Genomic DNA, 24,991 nt, shown 5'->3' with positions numbered 1-24,991 from the left:
TAAATTGTTAGTATATAGCCCGCCTTACGGCGGGCTATAGTTTTCTTACCCCTTAAATTGTTGCAAGTATGCCGTTAATTCAGCTGCCAATATCTGTACATGAGCATTTCCTACCAGTGAATCGTGATCTCCGGGCATAGTAATAGCCTGCGTTGTAGTTGCAAAGGCTTCCCAGCCAAGGCTTCCGCTATTTTCCTCCCATAGGGTTTCTTCTGCTTTTACAATTAAAAGGCTCGCATTAATCTGCTCCGTCACTGTATATTCCAGAAAAGCATTACTGATCACCAGGGTCAGTATCCTTAAAATAAAACTGGTATAATGCTTGTTATTTCCAAGGTTCTCCATTACAATTGAAGTAATTACCGGCATTATTTTTTCTCTGTCTGCTAAAGAAAATCCCGCTTTCAATTTCCAGATCCACTCAGGATAAGGTTTAGTGACGATACTTCCCAATTCAAATACCAGCATAGCCAGTCTGAAAAGTGTTTCCCCATTATCATCATCTTCATGAAATGAACTTTCCGTAGTGGTGTCTTTATCCAGAATAATTCCTGTCTGTACCTGTTCTCCAGCGGCTTCCAGTTGTTTGGTCATTTCGTGAATCATGATTCCTCCCAATGAGTGTCCGATAAAACGGTAAGGGCCGGCAGGCTGCACTTCTTTCATCCATGCAATATTACGGGTAGCAATCATAGTCAGCTCTTGTTCAGGAGTTTCTCCTTCAAATACTCCGGGCATCTGCAATCCATAAAGGGCACAGGTTTCATTAAGCGCCTGTCCTAAAGCACTGTACACTTCACAAACCCCGGCCGCTCCCGGCAGCATAAATACAGGGAATGAAACCGGGCCATCATTCAATAAGACGATATGATCACTGTAGCTTTGGGCATCAAACTGTGCTGCTGTATTTTCTTTGAGCTCTTCTTTGCGCAGATGAATAACTTCAGCAAGCTGATCTATGGTAGGATAACTGAAAATATCCTTTACCTGAACTTTCACGCCAATTTCCTTTTTAATTACAGAAACCAAACCAATCACCAGCAGTGAAAGGCCACCAAGTTCAAAGAAATTATCATGGATACCGATTCTTGGGATGCCCAGCATATGTTGCCAGATCTCCGCCAGTTTTTCCTGTAAATGATTATTCGGCGCTACATATGCAGTAGTCAGCAATTCATTGGTATCCGGATCAGGCAGTGCTTTCTTGTCTATCTTTCCGTTAGGCGTTAATGGAAGTTCTGCAAGTGTGATAAAAAATGAAGGCACCATATATTCCGGTAAAACTCCTTTTAACCAGTTCAGCATTGAATCTTTGTCATATGCTGGTTTTGTGGCCAGATAAGCTACCAGACGTTTATTTCCGCTTGCATCATCTTTAACCACTACAACTGCCTGATTGATCTCTTCATATTGTTGCAATACATTTTCAATCTCTCCAAGCTCAATACGGAATCCGCGTACTTTCACCTGATCATCCATACGACCAAGGTATTCGATATTTCCATCAGCCAGCCAGCGGCCAAGATCACCTGTACGGTACATTTTGCCTGCTGCATGAAAAGGATTGGAAATAAATTTGGCAGCAGTCAAATCAGGACGGTTTAAATACCCTCTGGAAACCCCGATTCCTGCTACGCAGATTTCACCAGTCACGCCAACCGGACAAAGATTCAATTCATTATTCAATACATAAACCTGCAAATTCTGTATCGGACTACCCAGCGGAATATTAATCTGCGCAGGAGTTTCATGCATTATATAGTGACAGATATCATCCGAAGCCTCTGTAGGCCCATAAGCATTCACTACCGGGATACGCCCAAAATCAGGATGTCCGAACCATTGCGCAAGCAATGGCTGGCTAACCGTTTCTCCGGTAACCAGCAGATATTGCAGTTTTTCCAGCTTAGTGGTCAGCTCTTCCCGCAGAACAGCAGCCAGGTAAGAAGGAACCAATTCTAAAATAGTTACCTCGTTTTCTTCTACTTTGTCCAGCAATGCTGCAGGTTGTAACAACAATTGTGAAGGATAAATAATGGTATGCCCTCCGCTTAAGAGCGCCGAAAAGATCTGCCACACGGAGATATCAAAAGTATACGAAGCTGTAAAAGCAACCACACTTTCTGCATTCAGCTGCAGGTCATTCACTTTGGCATACAGGTGATTCAGCATTCCTGCATGCTCCACCATTACCCCTTTTGGCTGTCCGGTAGAACCGGAAGTATAAATCACATAAGCCAGATCCCCTGGTTTTACTTCTCCTGCTGCGATCGCAACCGGATACCTGTCAATGATTGCAATATCCTGGTCAAGCAATACCAGCGGGATATCCGATATGGTATAAATCCGGCTGCTGATATCTGCCGTAGTAATCACCATCAACGCCTTGGTATCTCTCAGTATATAACTGATTCTTTCTGCCGGATAAGTCGTGTCCAGCGGCACATAAGCACCACCGGCTTTCATCACACCCAAAATAGCAACTACCATTTCTGCCGATCTTTCCAGAAAAACCGGAACCAGCGTATCAGTTTTTACGCCTTTACTACGCAGATAATTAGCCAGTTTCCCGGATGCTTCATCCAGCTTGCGGTAAGACCAGGTGTTCTGTTCAAAAACTATTGCCGGAGCATCAGGCGTAGTAGCTGCCTGCCCGATGAACAGCCCAACTAAAGTCTGTGCAGCTGGATAAGCAACAACTTTATTGTTAAAAGTAACCAGCAATTGCTCCGCTTCCTGAGCGGTCATCAATTCGACTTCTTTCCAGGTCTTCACTCCTTTTTCCACCAGCTGCAACAGCACTTGTTTAAAATGGCCCATCATCCTGTCAACAGCCTGTGTATCCAGCAATTCATCATTATGAACAAACAGCAGGCTAGTCTCTCTGCCCGTAATCACGTTAATGGTGAGCGGATAATTGGTCTGCGGATGCACCACAAGATCACTGACTTCAAGTTCTCCGCCTTTTTGCAGATCAGATTCACTCACAGGATAGTTCTGGAACACAATAGACGTATCAAAAAGGTCACCTTTAATATTTGTCAGGCGCTGAATATCATTCAGGGTAGTATATTGATACTCCCTGCTTTCCAGTTGACCCTGTTGTATTTTCTGCAACCAGGTATTGATATCCATTGACAGATCCACGCTGATATAAAGAGGCAACGTATTGATATACATGCCCACTTTTCTTTCGATACCTGGCAAATCTTCAGGACGGCCCGACACAGTAACTCCATAAATTACTTCAGTACGACCGGTGTAGCAGTATAAAAGATAAGCCCACACCCCTTGCATCAGAGAATTAACCGTTAAATGTTGTTGTTTCGCATAAGTTGAAATCTGTTCAGTCATCACCGCATCAAACGTGATGATACTTTCGTTCATCCCAACTCCGCGGGTACGGTCTGCTGTTGCGCTTACAAAAGGAAGCAAACAGCCTTCTTCTACTGGTGCCAGATAATTTCGCCAGTAACCTGCGGTTTGTTCTTTGTCCTGCTTTTCGATAAAACGGATATAATCTTCATATCGGTCTGCTGGTTGCTCTTCTACAGGTTTTTCTGCCTCTAATTGTTCATAATTAGCAAACAATTCAGCTAACAACACAGGAACAGACCAGCCATCCAGCAGAATATGATGGAAACTCCAAAGCATTCTGTATTGCGTATCAGAAAGCCGGATCAGACAGATTCTCATCAGTGGGGCTGCTTTCAGATCAAATCCTTTAAGGCGGTCAGCCTGCTCAAATTCTGCTATCGCTTTTTCCTGCTCCGCTGTACTCTTGCCGCGATAATCCAGCAGCGTTGATGAAAGCGCGGCCTCTTGATAAACACATTGTATAGGGATCGAGAATACATCGTGGTAAAAACCTGTCCTTAAAATACTATGTTGCTTAATCAGGATCTCCCAGCTCCGGATAAATTTGTCTGTTTGTAAGTTCATCAGGTCACAGGAAAGCTGTTCTGTAAATGCCCCCTGTTCGTTATACAACTCATGGAACAACATTCCTTCCTGTAAACCGCCTAAACGATACAGACTTTCCAGTTGTGCTTTTCTTGGTGCACCCTGATAATTCTCTTCCAGAAACTTGTCCAGTTCGTTTACAGTAACCAAATCATTCAGCCCGTAATCAAAGGGCGTAAAGGCTGGAGAAACCTGTTCAGCGCAATGGCTGATCAGATTCTGCAATTGCTCCATGTACAAATCAACGAGTATATCAATATTGGCTTCTTCATAATGTTTGGTACTATAACTCCAGTCAAATAACAATTCACCACCCTGAATCATCGTATTGACAGACAATTTATCGGTAGCCGGATAATCTGCTGAAACGCTGTCACCGGCCTGTTCATTAGCCATTCCGATTTCTCCCTTTTCACTGACCAGGTTATCCAGCTGTCCAAGGTAGTTGAATACAATGTTCCAGGAACCTTGCCCTTGCAGCGCAGGTAACTTCTCTATATATTTCAATACACCAAAGCCAATTCCTTTTGCTGGTATTTTTCTTAATTGTTCTTTAACTGATTTCAGCGCATACCCGATATCTCTGCCTGAATCTGTTTCCAGGGATACAGGATAAAGATTTGTAAACCAGCCTACAGTGCGGCTGGTATCAATACCAGCCATAATATCTTCGCGTCCGTGCCCTTCCAGGCCGATAGAAATTCGTGAAATACCACTCCATTTTGATAAAGCTACAGCCAGTGCACTTAAAAGCACGTCATTGATTTCTGCATGATAAACCTGTAATACCTCCTGCAATAACCGCTGTGTAACTGTACTATTCAGCCTGGTCACTTTAGTACCCATATCATTCAGCGTTAAACGCGCAGTATAGTCATGGTCTTCTGGCAACGGAACATAATGTGCTGCAACCTCCGTCCAGTAGACATGTTGTTTGGAGATCGTTTTTCCATAGCCTTCCAATGCCTGATACCATTGACGGTACGAAGCACTTTTACTGCCCAGAACAGATACTGCATTTTTGCCCGGCTGTTTGATCAGCAATCCAAGGTCTTCCAGTAAAATTCGCCATGAAACTCCGTCTACTGCAAGGTGATGTACAAGAAGTAACAAACGGTTATCCTGATCATTTTCCGGAGTTAAAAACAATAAACTCCGGAAAATGATTCCCTGTTCAATATCAAGGCTGCATTGCGCCTCCTGGCCAAATTGTTTGATTGCAGCAGCTGCATCAGCAGTGGTCATTTCTCCCAGATCTATCGTTTCCAGTGCCCCGGTATAACTTCCGTAAGCTTGCTCCCAATGGTTCTCATTTTTAGTATAAGTAAACCTTAACGCATCATGATAATCAGCCAGCTGTAATACCGCATCAGAGATTACAGCTGGATCTATCTGCTTGGAGACCGTTAATAACACATGCTGATTAAAGTGCGATACAGCAGGAGTTTCCAAATCAAAGTACCATTGCTGAATAGGCAATAATCCACTGCTACCCGTAAGGAAGCCCTCTTCTGCGTAAGAAATAACATGCGCTCTTTCTTGCAGTAACTTAGATAATCCGGCAATAGTTTGCTGTACAAATAAGTCTTTTGGCTGGAATTCATAACCAGCTCTTTTTGCCCGGCTTACTACCTGGATCGTAATAATGGAGTCTCCACCCAATTCAAAGAAATTGTCATGAATACCAACCTGTTCCAGACGAAGCAGGTCCTGCCAGATTTCTACCAGCGCCTGTTCTGCCAGTGTACGTGGCGATTCATAACTTTCCGTCAGTAAAGTACTGATATCCGGCTCAGGCAACATTTTCTTGTCTACTTTACCATTGCTGGTTAAAGGAAGCTGATCAAGAGACACCCATAATGCAGGAACCATATAATCCGGTAAACGATCTTTCAGATAAGCGATCAGCAAACCTTTATCAAAGGAACCTTCCGGTACAATATAACCCACCAGTTGTTTATGCCCGCGGTCATCAGATTTAACTAAAACCACCGCATGTTTTACCCCTTCATTTTGTTGTAATACATTTTCGATCTCCCCTAATTCTATCCGGTAACCCCGTATTTTTACCTGATCATCGATACGGCCAAGGTATTCAATATTGCCATCCGGTAACCAGCACGCAAGATCTCCGCTACGGTACATCCGGCCTCCGTAATTGGTATTAAAAGGGTTCGTTACAAATTTCTCTTCCGTAAGCAAATCCCTGTTCAGGTAACCAGTTGCAAGCCCCACACCGCTGATACAAAGTTCTCCAGGCACACCAACAGGACTAATTTTGTTGGCTGCATTCAAAATATAAAGCTGTGTATGGCTCACCGGAATACCAATCGGAGGTGCAGTTTCACTATATTCAGCAGAAAGTTCATAACTCGTTGTCACCACACTATTTTCTGTCGGACCATAATTATTGATGATCTTATAACTTAAGCCATCCACATTTACAGCAGCCAGTTTATCCCCGCCTGCAAGCAAATATTTTAATGCTGACGCGCGGTTTCTGCTCGCTTCAATAAACTCAGGAATCAGGATCGTAGACAGGAAACTATGCGTAATACCCTGCTCGATATAATAATCCACAAGACCAGATGGCGATAACCTTTGTTCATCATCTACCACATAAAGCACTGCTCCGATACTCAATGCCGGCCATATTTCCCATCCAAAAGCATCAAAACCCACTCCTGCCGCAGTCGTAGTTTTACTATCCCTGGTGAGATGATAGCGTTCATGGTGCCAGTTAATCAAATTGGAAAGTCCCGCATGCGTAATCTTCACTCCTTTAGGCTGACCTGTAGAACCGGAAGTATAAATCACATAAACCAGATCTTCCAGCCCAACATGAATCAACGGAGCTGTTACTGGATACTGCTTAAGTTCGGCTGTTAAATCTTCGGGATGAATGAATTCAAGCCCTTTGATGCTCCCTAAAGCAACTGATATTTTAGCGTTACAAATCAATAAATCAGCGCCGGTATCTGCAAGCATATACTGAATCCGGTCTGCCGGATAACCCGGATCGATGGGAACATAAGCCCCGCCTGCCTTTAGAATAGCTAGCATAGTCACTATAATATCAGCCGATCTTTCCTGGCAAACCGGTACTAAAGTGCCTTTCGTTACCCCTTTTTTACGCAGGTAATGCGCAAAACATGAAGATTGCTCATTCAGTTCGCGATAACTCATCGTATCAGTTCCTGTAATGACAGCAGGATGGTCAACTTGTGCGGCTGCCGCTAAGGCAAAAAGCTCAACAACACTCTCAGAAGGTAAAAGAGAGATGTTTTTAGCATTAAAATCATATAAAATCTGCTGTTGTTCTCCCGCAGTCAGTAAATTAAGTTCTCCAATTTTCAACGGTTTAACTGCCGAAGCAATTTGCTCCAGTATAGTCTTGAAATGATGTGCGATCGCTTTTACATAGTGCTGTGAGATCAGGTTGTTATGACTTAAAAGGAAGTCAATCTGTTTTCCAGCCATGATGATCACACTTAATGGATAATTAGTGTGCTCTTCGGAGGATACATTTTCTATCTGCAGTTTCCATGGTTTGGTGTTCAGTGTCTCACTTACCGGATAATTCTCAAACACCAGCAGCGTATCAAACAGATCACCCTTAATCCCCGAAAGACGCTGTATTTCACTCAGACTATTGTATTGGTAGGCTCTGCTTTCTAATTGCTCAGATTGAATCTGTTGTAATGCCGCAGCAAAATCTTGTGTCAAGTCAATTTTCCCGTGTAATGGTAAGGTATTGATATACATACCGACCGCGCTTTCTACGCCAGCCAGGTTCTCAGGACGCCCTGAAACGACCACACCGAAGGCAACATCTTTTCTGCCCGTATAACAGTACAATAAATAAGACCAGACGCCTTGCATCAGCGTATTGATCGTTACCCGGTTTTGCTGCGCATAGTTTGTTAAGCGTGCTGTAAATCCGGCATCCAGCTGAAAGATCTCTTCCCCATAACCGCTATGGCTTTTTGTCCGGTCGGATAAGTTCGTTACAAAAGGTAATAAGCTGGCTTCCTCGAGTCCATCCAGATAGTTACGCCAGTAAGCGGTTGCCTGCTCTTTATCCTGACGCTCGATGTAACGGATATAATCTTCATAACGGTCTGCGGCAAGCACTGGCATTGGTTTTCCACTAACCAGGTTTTCATAATTAGTGAGCAGTTCTTCCATCACAATAGGCATAGACCAGCCATCCAGCAGTACATGGTGATGGCTCCATAACATATAATAACGTTCGTTATCCAGTTTAATAAAACAGATGCGCATTAATGGAGCCGCTGTAAAATCAAAACCTTTTTTAAGATCAGCTGCTTCGTAATCAAGAACATACTGTTCTTGTTCAACACTGTTCAGCTGACTGCAATCCAGTATTTCTACTGGTATTTTCACTTCATGGTAAACGCACTGTACAGGGATTTTAAATTCATTATAATTGAATCCGCTGCGCAGGATACTGTGACGTTTTAAGATCCCATACCAGCTTTGTACAAATGCATCTATATCGGGTTTTACCAGTATACAAGAAAACTGTTTACTGTAAGCTCCAGCCTGATCGTCGTATAAACTATGAAACAACATTCCTTCCTGTAAACCACTTAAACGTGCCATACTTTCCAATTGTAAACGGCGTGGAGCCCCGTTGTAAGTTGCATCCAGAAATTTGTCCAGCTCTTCATTGGTGATCTCTTCACCCAGGTTATAATCTGAAGGCGTAGACACAGGAAGTTCTACATCGACAGCATGAGTAATGAGGTTTTTTAGATTTTCAAGATAGGAGTCAGCTATTTCGGTTAAAGCATCTGCTGTGAAATGACGGTTGCTATAACTCCAGTTCATCCTTAATTCCCCACCCTGTATCATACTGTTAACAGATAGCAGTTCTCTGACCGGATAACTCTCAGCAGTCGAACTGCCTGTAGCTTCAGTGGCACCAGACAAGTACGTATTTTCTTCTTCCTGAACCAGGTTATCCAGTTGACCGAGATAGTTGAATTCCACTTGCCATGGATCATCCCCCTGTAAAGAAGGAACCCGATCAATATATTTTAAAACACCAAAGCCCAGACCTTTATCTGGTATCTGACGAAGTTGTTCTTTAATATTCTTCAAATGTGAGCCATAATCTGCATCAGCAGCAACAGACAGCATAACCGGGTACAAATTAGTGAACCAGCCAACCGTACGGCTAATATCAATACCCGGAATAAAGTCTTCCCTGCCATGACCTTCCAGCCCAATGATCACCTGTGTATGAGCGTTCCATTGAGTTAAAGTCAATGCCAATGCAGTCAACAATACATCATTAATGACGGTATGGTAAGCACGGGGTACATCCTGTAACAACTGGCGGGTAAGTGCCTCATCCAATACAACACTATGCTGCTCAATATCCGCGCCTGTCAGTATTCCTGACCATTCCTGAATGGTACGCATGGGTTGAGCAGCTGCAACTGTGTGCTCCCAATACCGGCGTTGCTGCTGTACCGATTGCCGCGCGCCATAGGTGACCAATGCCTGGTACCATTGGCGGTAAGAAGCAGTTTTATAAGGCGCCATTGATTCTTTTGACAATAACAATTCCAAATCTTCCAGCAGGATACGCCATGAAACCACATCTACAACAAGATGGTGCACTACAAGCAATAACCTGTTTTTCAACTCTGTATCAGGGGTCAATAACAATACAGTACGCAAAACAGCACCTTTGGTAAGCTCCAGACTGGTTTGATACTGCGCATTGTGCTCCGCAATAACAACAGGTAAGTCTTCGGCCGGGATATGGCGCAGGTCACAGATTTCAAGCGCTCCTGCATAATTGCTATAAACCTGTTTCCAGCCATCGGCGGTTTGTTCATAGCTAAACCGCAATACATCATGTGTAGCGACCAGCTGACTGATGGCAGCGGATACCACCTCTGCCGGCACATTCTTCCCGATAGAAAGCAGCACATCCTGGTTATAATGAGAAATTTCAGTAGCCCCCGATTCAAAATAATGTTGCTGGATTGGCAGTAAACCACTCTCTCCTTCTAAAAGCCCTTGTTCACCCGATGCTGCACTTTCTGCTTCAGTTAAAAGACTGGCCGATAATCCTGCAATGGTCTGGTGAACAAACAAATCACGCGGATGCAGGCTGAAACCAGCCCGGCGTGCCCTGCTGACTACCTGAATGGTAATAATCGAGTCTCCACCCAGTTCAAAGAAATTATCATAGATGCCAACTTTCGGGATATGCAGTAATTCTTGCCAGATCTTAGCCAGAATCGTCTCCTGTTCATTACGTGGCGCGGTATAAGTGCCGGTCTGTAAGGAGCCCATATCCGGATCAGGTAAACCTTTACGATCTATTTTCCCGTTACCCGTTAGTGGCAGTTCATCCATGGCAACAAAAAGACCAGGAACCATATATTCCGGTAAATGATTCTTCAACCAGCTTACCGTTGCCTCTCTGTCAAAATCACCTTCAGTAACCACGTAGGCAACTAAACGTTTGTTTCCACTCTCGTCAGTTTTAACAATTACCGCTGCCTGCAAGATTGCATCGTGCTGCAGTAATACATTTTCAATCTCTCCAAGCTCGATACGGAAACCGCGGATTTTCACCTGGTCATCCATACGGCCCAGATATTCTACTGTTCCATCAGGTAACCAGCGGCCTAGATCTCCGGTACGGTACATTCTGCCTGTCGACTCAAATGGAGTAGGTACAAAACGCGAAGCAGTCAGATCCGCCCTGTTCAGATAACCCCTGGACACCCCGATTCCTGCCACGCAGATCTCTCCAGGTACCCCCACAGGGCAAAGCTGATCGCCCGAAGACAACACATAAATGCGCATATTCTGTACTGGTTTTCCTACCGGGACATTGATCCTTGAAGGAGCCTCATGCATAATATGGTGACAGATATCATCCGATGCTTCAGTTGGCCCGTAAGCATTTACAACCGGGATACGACCGTAATTCGGATGTGCAAACCATAACGCCAATAAAGGCTGGCTGACCGCCTCTCCTGTTACTAACAAGTAAGACAATTTGTTTAGGTGAGCCATCGTATGCTCTTGTAATACAGCACTCAAATAAGAAGGAACCAACTCTAAAATGGTAATTCCGTCAGTCTCCACTGCATCAATCAGCATGGCTGGTTCCAGGATTTTTGCCGATGAATAAATCACGGTTTTACCTCCGCAAAGCAAGGCTGAGAACAGCTGCCAAACCGAAATATCAAAAGTATATGAAGCCGTAAAGGCAACTACTGTTTCTGCTGTTAATTGTAAATCATTGATTTTAGCATAAAGGTGATTCAGCATACCCGCATGCTCTACCATTACCCCTTTCGGTTTTCCGGTAGAACCAGAAGTATAAATCACATAAGCCAGATCGCCAGGTTTCGCAGGGTTTAAAGGTACAGTTACTGCCCATGTACTGATCTTATCCCAATCAGTATCCAGCAAAATAGTATCTGCTGAAGCAAAAGCCCCGATACTTGTTTTCAAATCGCTGCTGGTCACTACAACCGAAGCGTTGGTATCTTCCAGCATAAAACTGATCCGTTCATCCGGATAACCAGGATCAATCGGAACATAAGCCCCTCCTGCTTTCAGTACTCCTAAAATGGCTACAGCCATTTCTGCCGAACGTTCCAAACAAACCGGCACTAAGGTGTCAATAACCACTCCTTTGCTGCGCAAATAGCCTGCAAGCTGATTAGCGCGTTCATCTAATTCCTGATAAGTATAAACCGTGTCTTCAAAAACGATAGCCGGCGATAACGGATAGTTTAAAACCTGCGCTTCAAAAATGTCTATCGCAGTCTGCTCCTGCGGATAAACGTGGTCCGTATGATTGAAGGTTTTGAGCAGCTGCTCACTTTCCTTAGCATTTAACAATTCAATAGCTGCCAGCGTATCTGTTTCGTGAATCAGCAATTGTTGTAATACCTGTTCACAGTGACCTGCGATAGCTTCCACGTAGTTTTTCTCTAATAAGCTGCTGTTATAGCTGAACATGATCCCCAATTCTTCACCGGCCGAAACAATCAGGCTCAGCGGATAATTTGTCTGTTCCTGCATAGCTGCATTTTCCAGTTCCAGATAACCTGAGGACCCTTCTACGACTTTACTTGGCGGATAATTTTCAAATACAATTAAACTGTCAAAAAGATCACCCTCTACTTTAGCCCAGCGCTGAGTAACATTTAGCGGGGTATGCTGATACTCCCTGCTTTGCAGCTGGTTCATCTGCAACTCCTGTAACCACTGTGCAATTCCAGCCGTTATATCTACTGAGGTATACAAAGGCAAGGTATTGATATACATCCCTATCGCCCGTTCTACACCAGGGAGATCTTCCGGACGACCAGAAACCGTAACCCCGAAAATCACGTCAGGACGGCCGGTATACCGGTACAAAAGATAAGCCCACACCCCCTGTATCAGGGTATTTGTAGTGACACGGTTTCTTTGCGCAAAATGGAAAAGTTTAGCAGAGCTCGCAGCATCTAACCTGAAAGGTAATTCGCGGTACACACCAATTCCTTTGTTCCGGTTTACTGTTGTATTGACAAAAGGTAATAAACAACCTTCATTCACCCCTTTCAGATAATTGCTCCAATAAAGCATCTCCTGTTCCTGATCACGGCGTTCTGTATAACGGATATAATCTTCGTAGCTATCTTTTGAGATCACTGGTAATGGATCACCCGCAAACAAAGCTTCATAAGCCATCAATAATTTCTCCAGCAAAACAGGGATAGACCAGCCATCGAGCAGCATATGATGGAAATTCCAGAGTAAACGATGACGTTTATCATCCAGGCGCGTCAGTGTAATACTGATCAATGGCGCTGTTTCAAAGTCAAATCCTTTTAATTTACTGTCAGCTTCATAAGTTATAATCGCCTGATTTTTTGCCTCTTCATCAAGGCCACTATAATCAAGTAAGGTAACTGGTAAAGCAACTTCACGGTACACACACTGTATAGGAACTGAAAATCTATCATAATAAAATCCGGTTCTCAAAATACTGTGGTGATGTAAAAGATATTCCCAGCTTTTCAAAAATGCAGGAATATCCAGGTTCAGTAACTCCCCTGTAAACTGCTCAATATAAGCACCTGCCTGTCCATCATAGATACTGTGGAATAACATTCCTTCTTGTAAACCACTCAAACGGTAAATGCTTTCAATATTGGTATGTCGCGGAGAACCTTTATAGTCCTCTTCCAGGAAATTATCCAGCTCTTCATTCGTAATTTCACCCCCAAGATTGTAATCAGACGGGGTAAAAGAAGCATATGGCTTATCTGCACAATGCGCAATCAGCTTTTCAAGATTTGACACATAGGAATCCGACAAAGTCTGAATTCCCTGCTCAGTAAAATACTGTGTACTGTAAGTCCAGGTTATAGCCAGCTTACCACCCTGAACAATACTATTTAAAGATAGTTTTTCACGCACAGGATAGGTTTCGTGTACATCCGTACCTGAATTTTCATTAGCCCCGTCCAAAAGATCTTCTGTGCCGACCACATTGTCCATCTGGCCCAGGTAATTAAAAATAATATCCCAGGGTTCTTTTCCACTCAGTGAAGATACCTTGTTGATGTATTTAAGTACACCATATCCGATTCCTTTGTCCGGAACCAGGCGAAGCTGCTCTTTTACAGACTTTAACAAGCTTCCTAAATCTTGACTTTCCTCTACTTCCAGTAAAATCGGGTACATACTGGTAAACCAGCCAATAGTACGGCTGGTGTCTATACCCTCTGCAATATCTTCACGCCCATGTCCTTCCAATCCGATAGAAACCTTGCTATTGCTGTTCCATGCGGAAAGTGTAAGTGCAAGTGCACCCAGTAATATATCGTTAATCTCTGTATGATAAGCTCTTGGAGAGTCTTGCAAAAGTCGTTTGGTAGTAGCCTGATCTAAAGAAACCGTATAACTCGTGGTATCGGCTAAAGTAAGGCCTCCATCTGATTCTTTTTCAGTTCTTAAAGGGTAATACTCAGTCCTTGCATTTTCCCAGTAAGCTTGCTGAATCAGCAAGCGGCCGCGCTGCCCGTATTCTTCCAATGCACTGTACCACTGGCGATAAGAACTGCTTTTATGACCTAATACGATAGCCGCAGGCTCTCCTGGATGTAACAACAACAATCTCAGGTCTTCGAGCAGGATACGCCATGACACCCCATCTATAACAAGGTGATGACTCACAAATAAGAGCCGGTGATTGTTTTCTGTTGCCGGTGTTAACAGCAGAACAGCTTTAAAAAGCACTCCCTTTTCTATAGCAAGACTGCCCTGTATCCGTTCACAGTTGTCTTCTATAGCCTTAGAAAGCTCCTCTGCAGGCAATTGCTGTAAGTCAGCAATTTCCAGCTGACCTGCCTCATGGCCATATATTTGTTCCCAGCCGTTAGTACCTGAAGCATAAGAAAAACGAAGTGCATCATGGAATTCTACCAGCTGTGTCACCGCATCCGAAAGAGCTCCAACGTCTGTATCTTTATCTATAGTCAGTAATATATGCTGATTGAAATGAGATGGAAAAGGGCCTGTCTGCTCAAAAAACCATTGCTGGATAGGCAATAAACCAGCTATTCCACTCAATTTCCCTTGTTCGGCTGTAATCTCGCTGTTTTTCCGCGCTAAAAGTAGTGCAGAAAGTTTTTCAATAGTCTGATAAATAAACAGATCCTTTGGCTGTAATTCATAACCAGCCCGTTTGGCCCTGCTTACTGCCTGAATAGTAATAATAGAATCGCCCCCTAACTCAAAAAAGTTATCATAAATTCCTACCTGCGGTACACTCAGTAAATCCTGCCAGATATCCGCAATGGTCTGCTCCATCAAATTGCGGGGCGCAGCGTAAGCATTGGAAGAAACAAGGATATCTGATGGCTCAGGCAAAGCCTTTTTATCAGTCTTACCGTTAGCTGTAAGCGGCATTTCCGTTAATGGGATCCACCATGCCGGCACCATATATTCCGGCAGTTTATCTTTCAGATAAGTCATGAACTGATCCCGGTCAAAAACATGAGCCGGCACCACATAACCGATCAGACGCTTATTTCCCAGCTGATCAGCTTTGGCTAAAACTACCGCTTGTTTAACTAAACCGCTATTTTCCAAAGCACTCTCTATTTCTCCTAATTCTATGCGGTAACCGCGAATCTTCACCTGATCATCAATTCTGCCCAGAAATTCAACGTTACCATCTGGTAACCAGCAACCCAGGTCACCTGTTCTATAAAGCATTTCTCCTTCACTAAAAGGATTGGCTACAAATTTCTCCGCAGTCAGTTCAGGGCGATTCAGATAACCACGCGATAAACCCGCCCCACCCAAATAGATTTCACCACGCACGCCTGCCGGCACCGGGTTTAAATAGTGATCAAGGATATAAACTGTACGGTTATCCAATGGACGGCCGATAGGGATACTGCCCCTGTTATCAATAGTATAGGTTAGCGAGAAAGTGGTATTCTCCGTTGGGCCATAACCATTAATCAGCTGAATATCAGGATAAGTATCCTTTATCTTGCTGACATGTTTATCCGATAATTTCTCTCCTCCAGCCATGATCACCGAAAGTCCATCAAAAACACTAATATCCGTGTCTATCAACTGGTTAAACCAGCTGGACGTGAACCACATCTTAGTGACCCCGTGAATCCGTATTTCTTCTTTCAGTAAACTGCTGTCCAGTAATTTGTTTTCCGGGCAAAGTATCAATCTGCCGCCATTAAGCAGCATACTCCAATATTCAAACGTGGTGGCATCAAAGGACGGTGAGCCTGTTGACAGTAAAACATCCTCCTTGCTTAAAGAAACATAAGTTACATTTTTGACCAGGCTTACAATATTACCGTGCATAACCAGTACCCCTTTAGGCATACCGGTAGAACCTGAAGTATAAATGATATAAGCCAGATTTTCTGCTGTAAGGCTGAGGTTGAGCGGCCTTTTTGAATGTGCCCCGATCTGCTGCCAGTCCTGATCTAAAAGAATCACCTCCACGTGATCTGCCAACTGTATTAATTTAGCCTTACTGCTGTTGTCTGCAATAATTACACTAGCAGCGGTATCCGTTAAGATATAGCTGATCCTGGTATCCGGATATTCAGGATCAATAGGCACATAGGCAGCACCTGCTTTCAGTATTCCCAGGATACCTGTCATCATTTCCAATGATCTGCTTAGACAAACAGGCACCAGGGTTTCGGTCGTCACACCTTTAACCTGCAAGTAATGAGCCAATTGATTCGCCTGCTCATCTAATTCTTTATAGGTCATAGACCGGTCTTCAAAAACAATAGCAATCGCGTCTGGTGTAGCCTCAACCTGTGCACTGAAATGATCCAGCACAGTTGCCCCATCTGGTTTTAAAAGGCTATCTGCTGCTGAAAAAGAAAAAAGCAATTGTTCTTTTTCAGCAGCATCCAGCATTCGTAAATTGCTGATTCTTTCGGCAGGCGTTTCCACAATAGCCTCTAACAGCTGTTTAAAGTGGACTACCATGCGCGAAATCGTTTCTTCACGGTAAAGATCTGTACAGTATTCAATCGCGCCAGAAAACCCTTCTGCTGTTTCACGAAGGGTGAGCGTAAAATCAAACTGTACCTTAGTCTGCTCCATTGGCTCTGCCGAAAGCACTACATCCTGTAGCTTCAAATCACCGTCTCCAGGGATGTTCAACAGTGTAAAACAAACCTGAAACAGTGGGTTACGGCTCAAATCACGTTCTTTCACCACAGTTTCCACTATTTTTTCCAGTGGAAGATCCTGATGCTGATAAGCATTTAGTGTCGTATCTTTTACCTGTTGCAGTAAAGCTTCAAAGGAAGGATTCTCCCCAAGATCACTGCGCAAGGCCAGTGTATTCACAAAAAAACCGACCAGACCTTCTAATTCCTGCTGCGTCCTTCCCGCTGTAGGCGTACCCACACAGATATCATGCTGACCAGTATAACGGTACAACAAGACCTTAAAAGCGGTTAGCAAGGTCATAAACAGCGTTGAATCGTGTTTGCGGGATAAAACATTTAGTTTTTCTGCCAGCGCCAGATCCATTACAAATTCAATCACTGCACCTTTTGAACTTTGAACCGCCGGACGCGGATAATCAGCGGGTAAAAACAGCGTAGTCACATCGTTAAGTTTCTTTTTCCAGTAATCCAGGTGGAATTTCTCCACCTGTTCAGAAACCTGCTCCCGCTGCCATACCGCATAATCTGCATATTGTATGTCGAGCTGCGGCAGTTGAACCTGTCTTTTTTCTATACCTGCATTATAACCCTCAATCAATTCATTCACAATAATACCCAAAGACCAGCCATCAGAAGAAATATGGTGCATCGTCACTGACAGCACAAACTCTTCTTCTTCAAGGACGAACAGATAAGCGCGTAACATATGGTCGGCCGCCAGGTTAAAAGGCGCATCTGTCAGCTCTTTAATCCCTGTTCGTAAAGCATTTGGATCTTTCCTGTACAGCGGGCTGTCAATAACTGACAGCTTCCATTTATTTGCTGGTAAAATATGCTGATATGGTTTCCCATCTTCTGTTAAGATAACCGTTCTTAATACTTCATGACGGTTTACAACTTCTCTGAGCGCCGATTCCAGCACTTTTTTATCTAGCTTACCCTTCAGCCTTAAAACAGTTGGAATATGATATGCTGTACTGCCTTCCAGCTGATCCAGAAACCAAAGACGTTCCTGACCAGATGAAAGTGGGATATGTTTGATTGTACCCCTTTTAAAAGGTACAATCTTATTTTCATCAGCGATAACTGTGGCGGCGCTATGCTTTTTGAAATAAGTAATCAGATGTTCTTTTCTCAGCTTCAATTCATCCATCAAACTGCTGTCTATCACCTGATCTTTGTGCATTTTAATCTTTAGCCGGTCATCATCTAAAGTAATTTTGATACCGACATTATTCGCTTTATTCAGCAGCTCTACAACATCTATTAAATTAAAATTGGGCATAATTATGTTTTTTATAGGTAAGGGTTCTTAGGTTTATAGTTCTATTGTGGTGGAATCTTCATCCTCCAGGTCATCGTTATTGATATTGATATATTTAGCCAGTGCATCAATCGTGGTGAGCTCAAATAGCGTCCTTACAGACACTTCTACCTGCAATTCTTTACGGATAGCTGAAATCATACGCATCACTTGTAACGAATGCCCGCCCAGTTCAAAGAAATTATCATTAACGCCAACCTGTGCCAGTCCAAGCAATTCCTGCCAGATCACAGTCAGATTTTGTTCAATTTCATTTCTTGGAGCCACGTATTCATTAGCAGTTATGGCATTCATATCAGGCTCAGGCAACGCTCTTTTATCGATCTTGCCATTGCTGGTTAGCGGCAGCTGATCCAGTACCACCCATAAAGCTGGAACCATATAATCAGGCAACCTGCTTTTCAGAAACGTCACTACACCTTCCTGATCAAAAGCTCCGTTTTCAGGAACAACATAACCTACCAGGCGTTTATTTCCATGATCGTCTTGTCTTGCGAGCACAATTCCCTGCGTAACCAGACTACTCTGTTCCAGCGCATTAACGATCTCACCCAGTTCAATTCTGAAACCGCGTATTTTCACCTGATCGTCATTACGACCAACATAAGTCAGGTTACCATCGGGCAATAAGCGGCACACATCCCCTGTTTTATACATGCGTTCTCCGCTTACAAAAGGATCAGCCATAAAGCTTGCTGCGGTTTGTTCAGGAAGGTTTAAATAACCTCTGGTCACTTGTACACCAGCGATATACAGCTCTCCTGTTACTCCCGAAGGAACCAGCCGCAATTGTTCATCCAGCAGATAAGCCCTGGTATTCCCCACAGGACGGCCAATCGGCACCCCATCCTGATGCGGTACATCATTTGCAGGATACTCATACCTGATCGCTACAATTGAAGTTTCTGTAGGCCCGTATTCGTTATAGAATGCTACATAAGGTTTCCATTTTTCTGCCAGTGACACGCGGCAGTATTCTCCACCTGAAACGATCCGCTTAAGACCGCCGTAACTCCCTGCATTCATGGTTTCCAGGAATCCGGGAGTTGCATCAATGTGGGTGATTTTTTCACGGATCAGCAGATTTTCAAGTGCTGAGGGATCTAAACGGGTAGCCTCATCCAGCTGTACAACAGTACCTCCATTGAATAAAGCAAGGAATATCTGCTCTACCGAAGCATCAAAATTATAGTTCGAGAACTGCAGGACATTATCGCTGCTGTCCATATTGTATTTTTCGCCCAGATAACTTAGCAGATTGACTACTCCACCATGTTCTACCAGTACTCCTTTAGGTAAACCTGTTGAACCAGAAGTATAGATCACATAAGCCAGATCAGATGCCAAACGTTCAACCGATGGGGCGGTTAAAGCATATGCAGCCATTATGGATTCGCTGTTATCCAGCAAGATAACCGGCAACGCTGTTTCTGGTAAGAAAATCGCACTTTCTGTACTGCTTAATACCATTGTTGCACCTATATCTGCAAGAATATAAGCGGTCCGTTCTGCCGGAGAATCGGGAAGGATCGGTACGTAAGCCGCCCCTGCCTTCATAATAGCCAGCATTCCCACCAGCATTTCAGGAGACCTTTCGATAAACAACGGGATCAGCATATCACGTTTTGCGCCCAGCTGGACCAGGTAATTAGCCAGTTGATTAGAAAGCTGATCTAATTCACTGTAAGTCAATTTTCTGTCTTCAAAAATCACTGCTGTTGCAGCAGGTGACTTCCAGACTTGTTTTTCAAAAAGACCGGTCATCGTTTGTGCCGCAGGATAAGCAAATGGATGCTCATCCGACCCTTTCAGCAATTCAGCCTTTTCAGCAGCTGACAGGATTTCAATGTCGTTTAAAGTTGCATTTTCTTGTGTGATGATGTACAATAAAGCCGCTTCAAAATGTCCGGCAATAGCTTCTGCATAGCTTGTATCCAGCAAAGTGCTGTTGTAATTAAATGTAATATTGATTTCTTCCCCCGTGCCTATGATCAAACTGAGTGGATAATTACCCTGTTCATTCATGCTTACCCCCTCTGTTCCAAGCTTCCATGATTGTGCAGACAGCACTTTATCAACCGGGTAATTCTCAAATACCAGTAAACTATCAAATAATTCTCCTGATACCGCAGACCATCTGCGGATATCATTTAAGGTGGTATACTGATAGTTCCGGCTGCTGATCTGATCGGCCTGGATTTCCTGTAACCAAGTTGAAACAGGTTTTATAGTTGCTGTAGAAGCACGTAAAGGCAAGGTATTGATATACATACCTATACGCTGTTCTACGCCTGGCAGGTCATCCGGGCGGCCAGAAACAATTACCCCATAAACTACGTCTTTATTGCCAGTATAACGGGACAATAAGTACGCCCACACCCCTTGCATTAACGTATTCAGGGTAATATGGTTACGCTGTACATAACGAGTAATCCGGGCTGTTGTTTCCCGGTCAACAGGCAGGTGTTTATCCTGATATAAACCAATTCCTTTGGTACGATCTGCCGAAGTACTGATGAAAGGCAGTAAACTTGGCTCGTCCAGACCGTCCAGATATTTCTTCCAGTAGTGTGTTGCTTCTTCCTTATCCTGACGCTCAATATAGCGGATATAGTCTTCATAACGATCTTCAGAAGCTGCCAGCCCGGTTTGACCAGTAACCAGCTGTTCATAAACCTGAAGTAACTCTCCGAGTAAGACAGCAAGTGACCAGCCATCCAGCAATACGTGATGATAAGTCCAGAATAACCTGTAACGGTTCTCATCCATACGGATCAGACAAATGCGTATGAGTGGTGCAGCTGTCAGCTCAAATGCCTGTAAACGGTCAGTCTGTTCATAATTATGGATAAACCGCTCCTGTTCCTCTTTACTCATTTCGCTGCAATCCACCACATTCACCGGTATTTTCACGTCGCGGTAAACACATTGTACTGGTATTTTGAATTCATTGTAATAGAATCCACTGCGCAGAATACTATGATTCTTCAATAACTGATCCCAGCTTTTAGTAAAAATTGCTGGTTCAACATCGGTAAGTACCGTAGTAAATTGTTCAATATAGGCACCTGCATGGTCATCATATAAACTGTGGAAAAGCATCCCTTCCTGTAAACCACTCAACCTTGATATACTTTCCAACTGCAATTTCCGCGGCATGCCGTGATGGTCTGCATCCAGGAATTTATCCAGCTCTTCGTTCGTGATTTCTTCGCCAAGGTTATAGTCTGAAGGCGTGAATACCGGGGTCTCTACAGTGATGCAATGTGCGATCAGATTTTCCAGATTTTCCAGGTAAGCTGATGACATTTCTGCGATAGCTTCCGGCGTAAAATGAAGGCTGCTAAAACTCCAGTTCACCTGCAATTCTCCACCCTGTACCTGGCTGTTTATCGACAGTAGCTCCCTGACAGGATGACTGCCAGAGATCGCTTTACCCGAAGATTCTGATGCACCTGACAGCAATGGATTGTCCTGTTCTCTGACCAGGTTATCCAGTTGTCCGAGGTAATTAAACTCTACTTGCCACGGATCAGTTCCCTGCAAAGCAGAAACATGAGCCATATATTTTAAAATTCCGTAACCCAGACCTTTATCCGGAACTAACCGTAGTTGTTCTTTAACATGTTTCAACTGTAAACCAGCTGCTGCACCCGGAACAACAGACAGCATAACCGGGTATAAACTAGTGAACCAGCCTACTGTACGGCTGATGTCAACACCCGGAATAAAGTCTTCCCTGCCATGACCTTCTAAACCAATCACCACAGTGGAATGTTTATTCCAAGTAGTCAAAGTCTGTGCTAGCGCAGTTAGTAATAAATCATTGATTACTGTATGGTAAGCACGGGGTACATCCTGCAATAACTGGCGGGTTCGCAAGGCATCTAATTTTGTAGAATGCTGCTTTATTTCCGCACCGGTTACCGCTGCTGGTCCTGCAAGAATGGTACGCAATGGCGTGGCTGACGCCACTACATTTTCCCAGTATCCACGCTGATTCTGTAAGCTTGTTTTGGCACTATAATCCAGCATTGCCTGATGCCACTGACGGTAAGAAGCGGTCTTGTATTGTGGCAATGGTTTTTGTGCCAACAGCTGCTCAAAATCTTCCAGCAGGATACGCCACGAAACTCCATCAACCGCAAGGTGGTGAACCACCAGCAGTAAACGATTTTGTGGTGTGGTATCCGGAGTCAGGATCAGTACCGCACGTAGAAGTGTTCCTTTCAAAATATCCAGACTAGCTTGATATCTGTCATTGTGAGCAGCGATAGTATTTGCCAGTTCTAACGATTTTAAGCTTCTCAGATCATTTATTTCAAGTGACCCAGCCTTCATGCCGTAAGTCTGTCTCCAATGCCCTCCTGAGTGCTCATATACAAAACGTAATGCATCATGTGCCCCGACTAGCTGACTGATCACTTCAGTCAACCTCGATGCGGTGATACTTTTACCGATACTCAGGAATACACTCTGATTGTAGTGAGATAATTCTGTAGCCCCCGATTCAAAATAATGTTGCTGGATTGGCAGTAAACCACTCTCTCCTTCCAACAGCCCTTGTTCACCTGAAGATGCGCTTGCAGCTTCTGCTTCCATACAAGCAGATAAACCTGCAATGGTCTGATGGATAAACAGATCACGCGGATGCAGACTGAAACCTGCACGGCGTACACGGCTGACTACCTGGATCGTAATAATCGAATCTCCGCCCAGTTCAAAGAAATTATCATAAATCCCTATTTCAGGAATATGCAGGAGTTCTTGCCAGATCTCAGCCAGAATCGTCTCCTGTTCATTACGTGGCGCGGTATAAGTGCCGGTCTGTAAGGAGCCCATATCCGGATCAGGTAAACCTTTACGATCTATTTTCCCGTTACCCGTTAGTGGCAGTTCATCCATCGCAACAAAAAGACCAGGAACCATATATTCCGGTAAATGATTCTTCAACCAGCTTACCGTTGCCTCTCTGTCAAAATCACCTTCAGTAACCACGTAGGCAACTAAACGTTTGTTTCCACTCTCGTCAGTTTTAACAATTACCGCTGCCTGCAAGATTGCATCGTGCTGCAGTAATACATTTTCAATCTCTCCAAGCTCGATACGGAAACCGCGGATTTTCACCTGGTCATCCATACGGCCCAGATATTCTACTGTTCCATCAGGTAACCAGCGGCCTAGATCTCCAGTACGGTACATTCTGCCTGTCGACTCAAATGGAGTAGGTACAAAACGCGAAGCAGTCAGATCTGCCCTGTTCAGATAACCCCTGGACACCCCGATTCCTGCCACGCAGATCTCTCCAGGTACCCCCACAGGGCAAAGCTGATCGCCCGAAGACAACACATAAATTCGCATATTCTGTACTGGTTTTCCTACAGGGACATTGATCCTTGAAGGAGCCTCATGCATAATATGGTGACAGATATCATCCGATGCTTCAGTTGGCCCGTAAGCATTTACAACCGGGATACGACCGTAATTCGGATGGGCAAACCATAACGCCAATAAAGGCTGACTGACCGCCTCTCCTGTTACTAACAAGTAAGACAATTTGTTTAGGTGAGCCATCGTATGCTCTTGTAATACAGCACTCAAATAAGAAGGAACCAACTCTAAAATGGTAATTCCGTCAGTCTCCACTGCATCAATCAGCATGGCTGGTTCCAGGATTTTTGCTGATGAATAAATCACGGTTTTACCTCCGCAAAGCAAGGCTGAGAACAGCTGCCAAACCGAAATATCAAAAGTATATGAAGCCGTAAAGGCAACTACTGTTTCTGCTGTTAATTGTAAATCATTGATTTTAGCATAAAGGTGATTCAGCATACCCGCATGCTCTACCATTACCCCTTTCGGTTTTCCGGTAGAACCAGAAGTATAAATCACATAAGCCAGATCGCCAGGTTTCGCAGGGTTTAAAGGTACAGTCATTGCCCATGTACTGATCTTATCCCAATCAGTATCCAGCAAAATAGTATCTGCTGAAGCAAAAGCCCCGATACTTGTTTTCAAATCACTGGTCGTGATCACAACCGAAGCATTGGTATCTTCGAGCATAAAGGCAATCCTTTCTTCAGGGTAACCAGGATCAATCGGAACATAAGCTCCTCCTGCTTTCAGCACTCCTAAAATGGCTACAGCCATTTCTGCCGAACGTGCTAAACAAACCGGTACTAAGGTGTCAATTGTAACTCCCTTATCGCGCAGATAGCCTGCAAGCTGATTAGTGCGTTCATTTAACTCCTGATAAGTATAAACCTGGTTTTCAAACACCAATGCCGGTGATAAAGGATAGCTTAAAACTTTAGCTTCAAAAATAGCTATAACCGTTTGATCTTGCGGATAAGCAGTTTCTGTCGCGTTAAACACGTTCAGCAGTTGCTGTTCTTCTGCGCTGGTCAACATTGGAAGCTGTCCTAAAAGACTATCAGGTGAGGTAATAACTGCCTGCAGTAAAGTTTCGAAATGTATGCTTAAGCGTTCAATCGTTGCTTCACTATACAAATCTGTACAATAAGTAATATATCCATTTAATTCGCCATTGCTTTCCAGCAGGTTTACAGTCATGTCAAACTGAGCCGTAGCCGCATCAATGTCTTCTGATGAAACCACAACTTCCCCAAGACTCAATTCCGGCATTTCAGGCGTATTATGCAACTCAAACATCACCTGGAATAAAGGCGTGCGGCTCAGATCTCTTTCTTTTACCACTGCCTCCACTACTTTTTCAAATGGAAGTTCCTGATTTTCATAAGCATCAAGTGTAGTTTCTTTGACCTGATGAACAAATGTCCGGAAAGAAACATCCTGATCAGGAAGACTGCGAAGAGCTAACGTATTCACAAAGAATCCTATCAGTTTTTCAGTTTCCTGCTGTACCCTGCCCGCAATCGAAGTCCCTACACAAATATCTTCCTGCCCGCTATAACGTGACAGCAACACTTTGAAAACAGCCAGTAAAGTCATAAAT

At 43.9% G+C, this 24,991-nt stretch carries 2 protein-coding genes (1 of these 2 cut by a window edge); both read right to left on the bottom strand.

Translation table 11 applies throughout. The features are described 5' to 3' along the window. Window positions 1-45: 45 nt before the first annotated feature. Window positions 46-17,976: a non-ribosomal peptide synthase/polyketide synthase gene (locus AB3G38_RS00885; RefSeq protein ID WP_367866609.1), complete on the bottom strand. Its 17,931-nt coding sequence runs from the start codon at window positions 17,974-17,976 to the stop codon at window positions 46-48. 33 nt (window positions 17,977-18,009) lie between these two features. Next, window positions 18,010-24,991, bottom strand: the end of a protein-coding gene (locus tag AB3G38_RS00880; RefSeq protein ID WP_367866608.1) for a non-ribosomal peptide synthase/polyketide synthase. It continues 26,693 nt past the right edge of the window; only the last 6,982 of its 33,675 coding nucleotides appear in the window; the start codon falls outside the window, past its right edge; the stop codon is at window positions 18,010-18,012.

Source organism: Pedobacter sp. WC2423, from assembly GCF_040822065.1.
Classification (GTDB): domain Bacteria; phylum Bacteroidota; class Bacteroidia; order Sphingobacteriales; family Sphingobacteriaceae; genus Pedobacter.
The sequence above is the reverse complement of the archived record's forward strand: the minus strand, read 5'-3'. Positions and strand labels throughout refer to the sequence as shown.

Coding starts and splice junctions, on each gene's coding strand:
- AB3G38_RS00885 (WP_367866609.1), bottom strand. CDS start 17,976: ATGCCCAATTTTAATTTAATAGATGTTGTAGAGCTGCTGAATAAAGCG.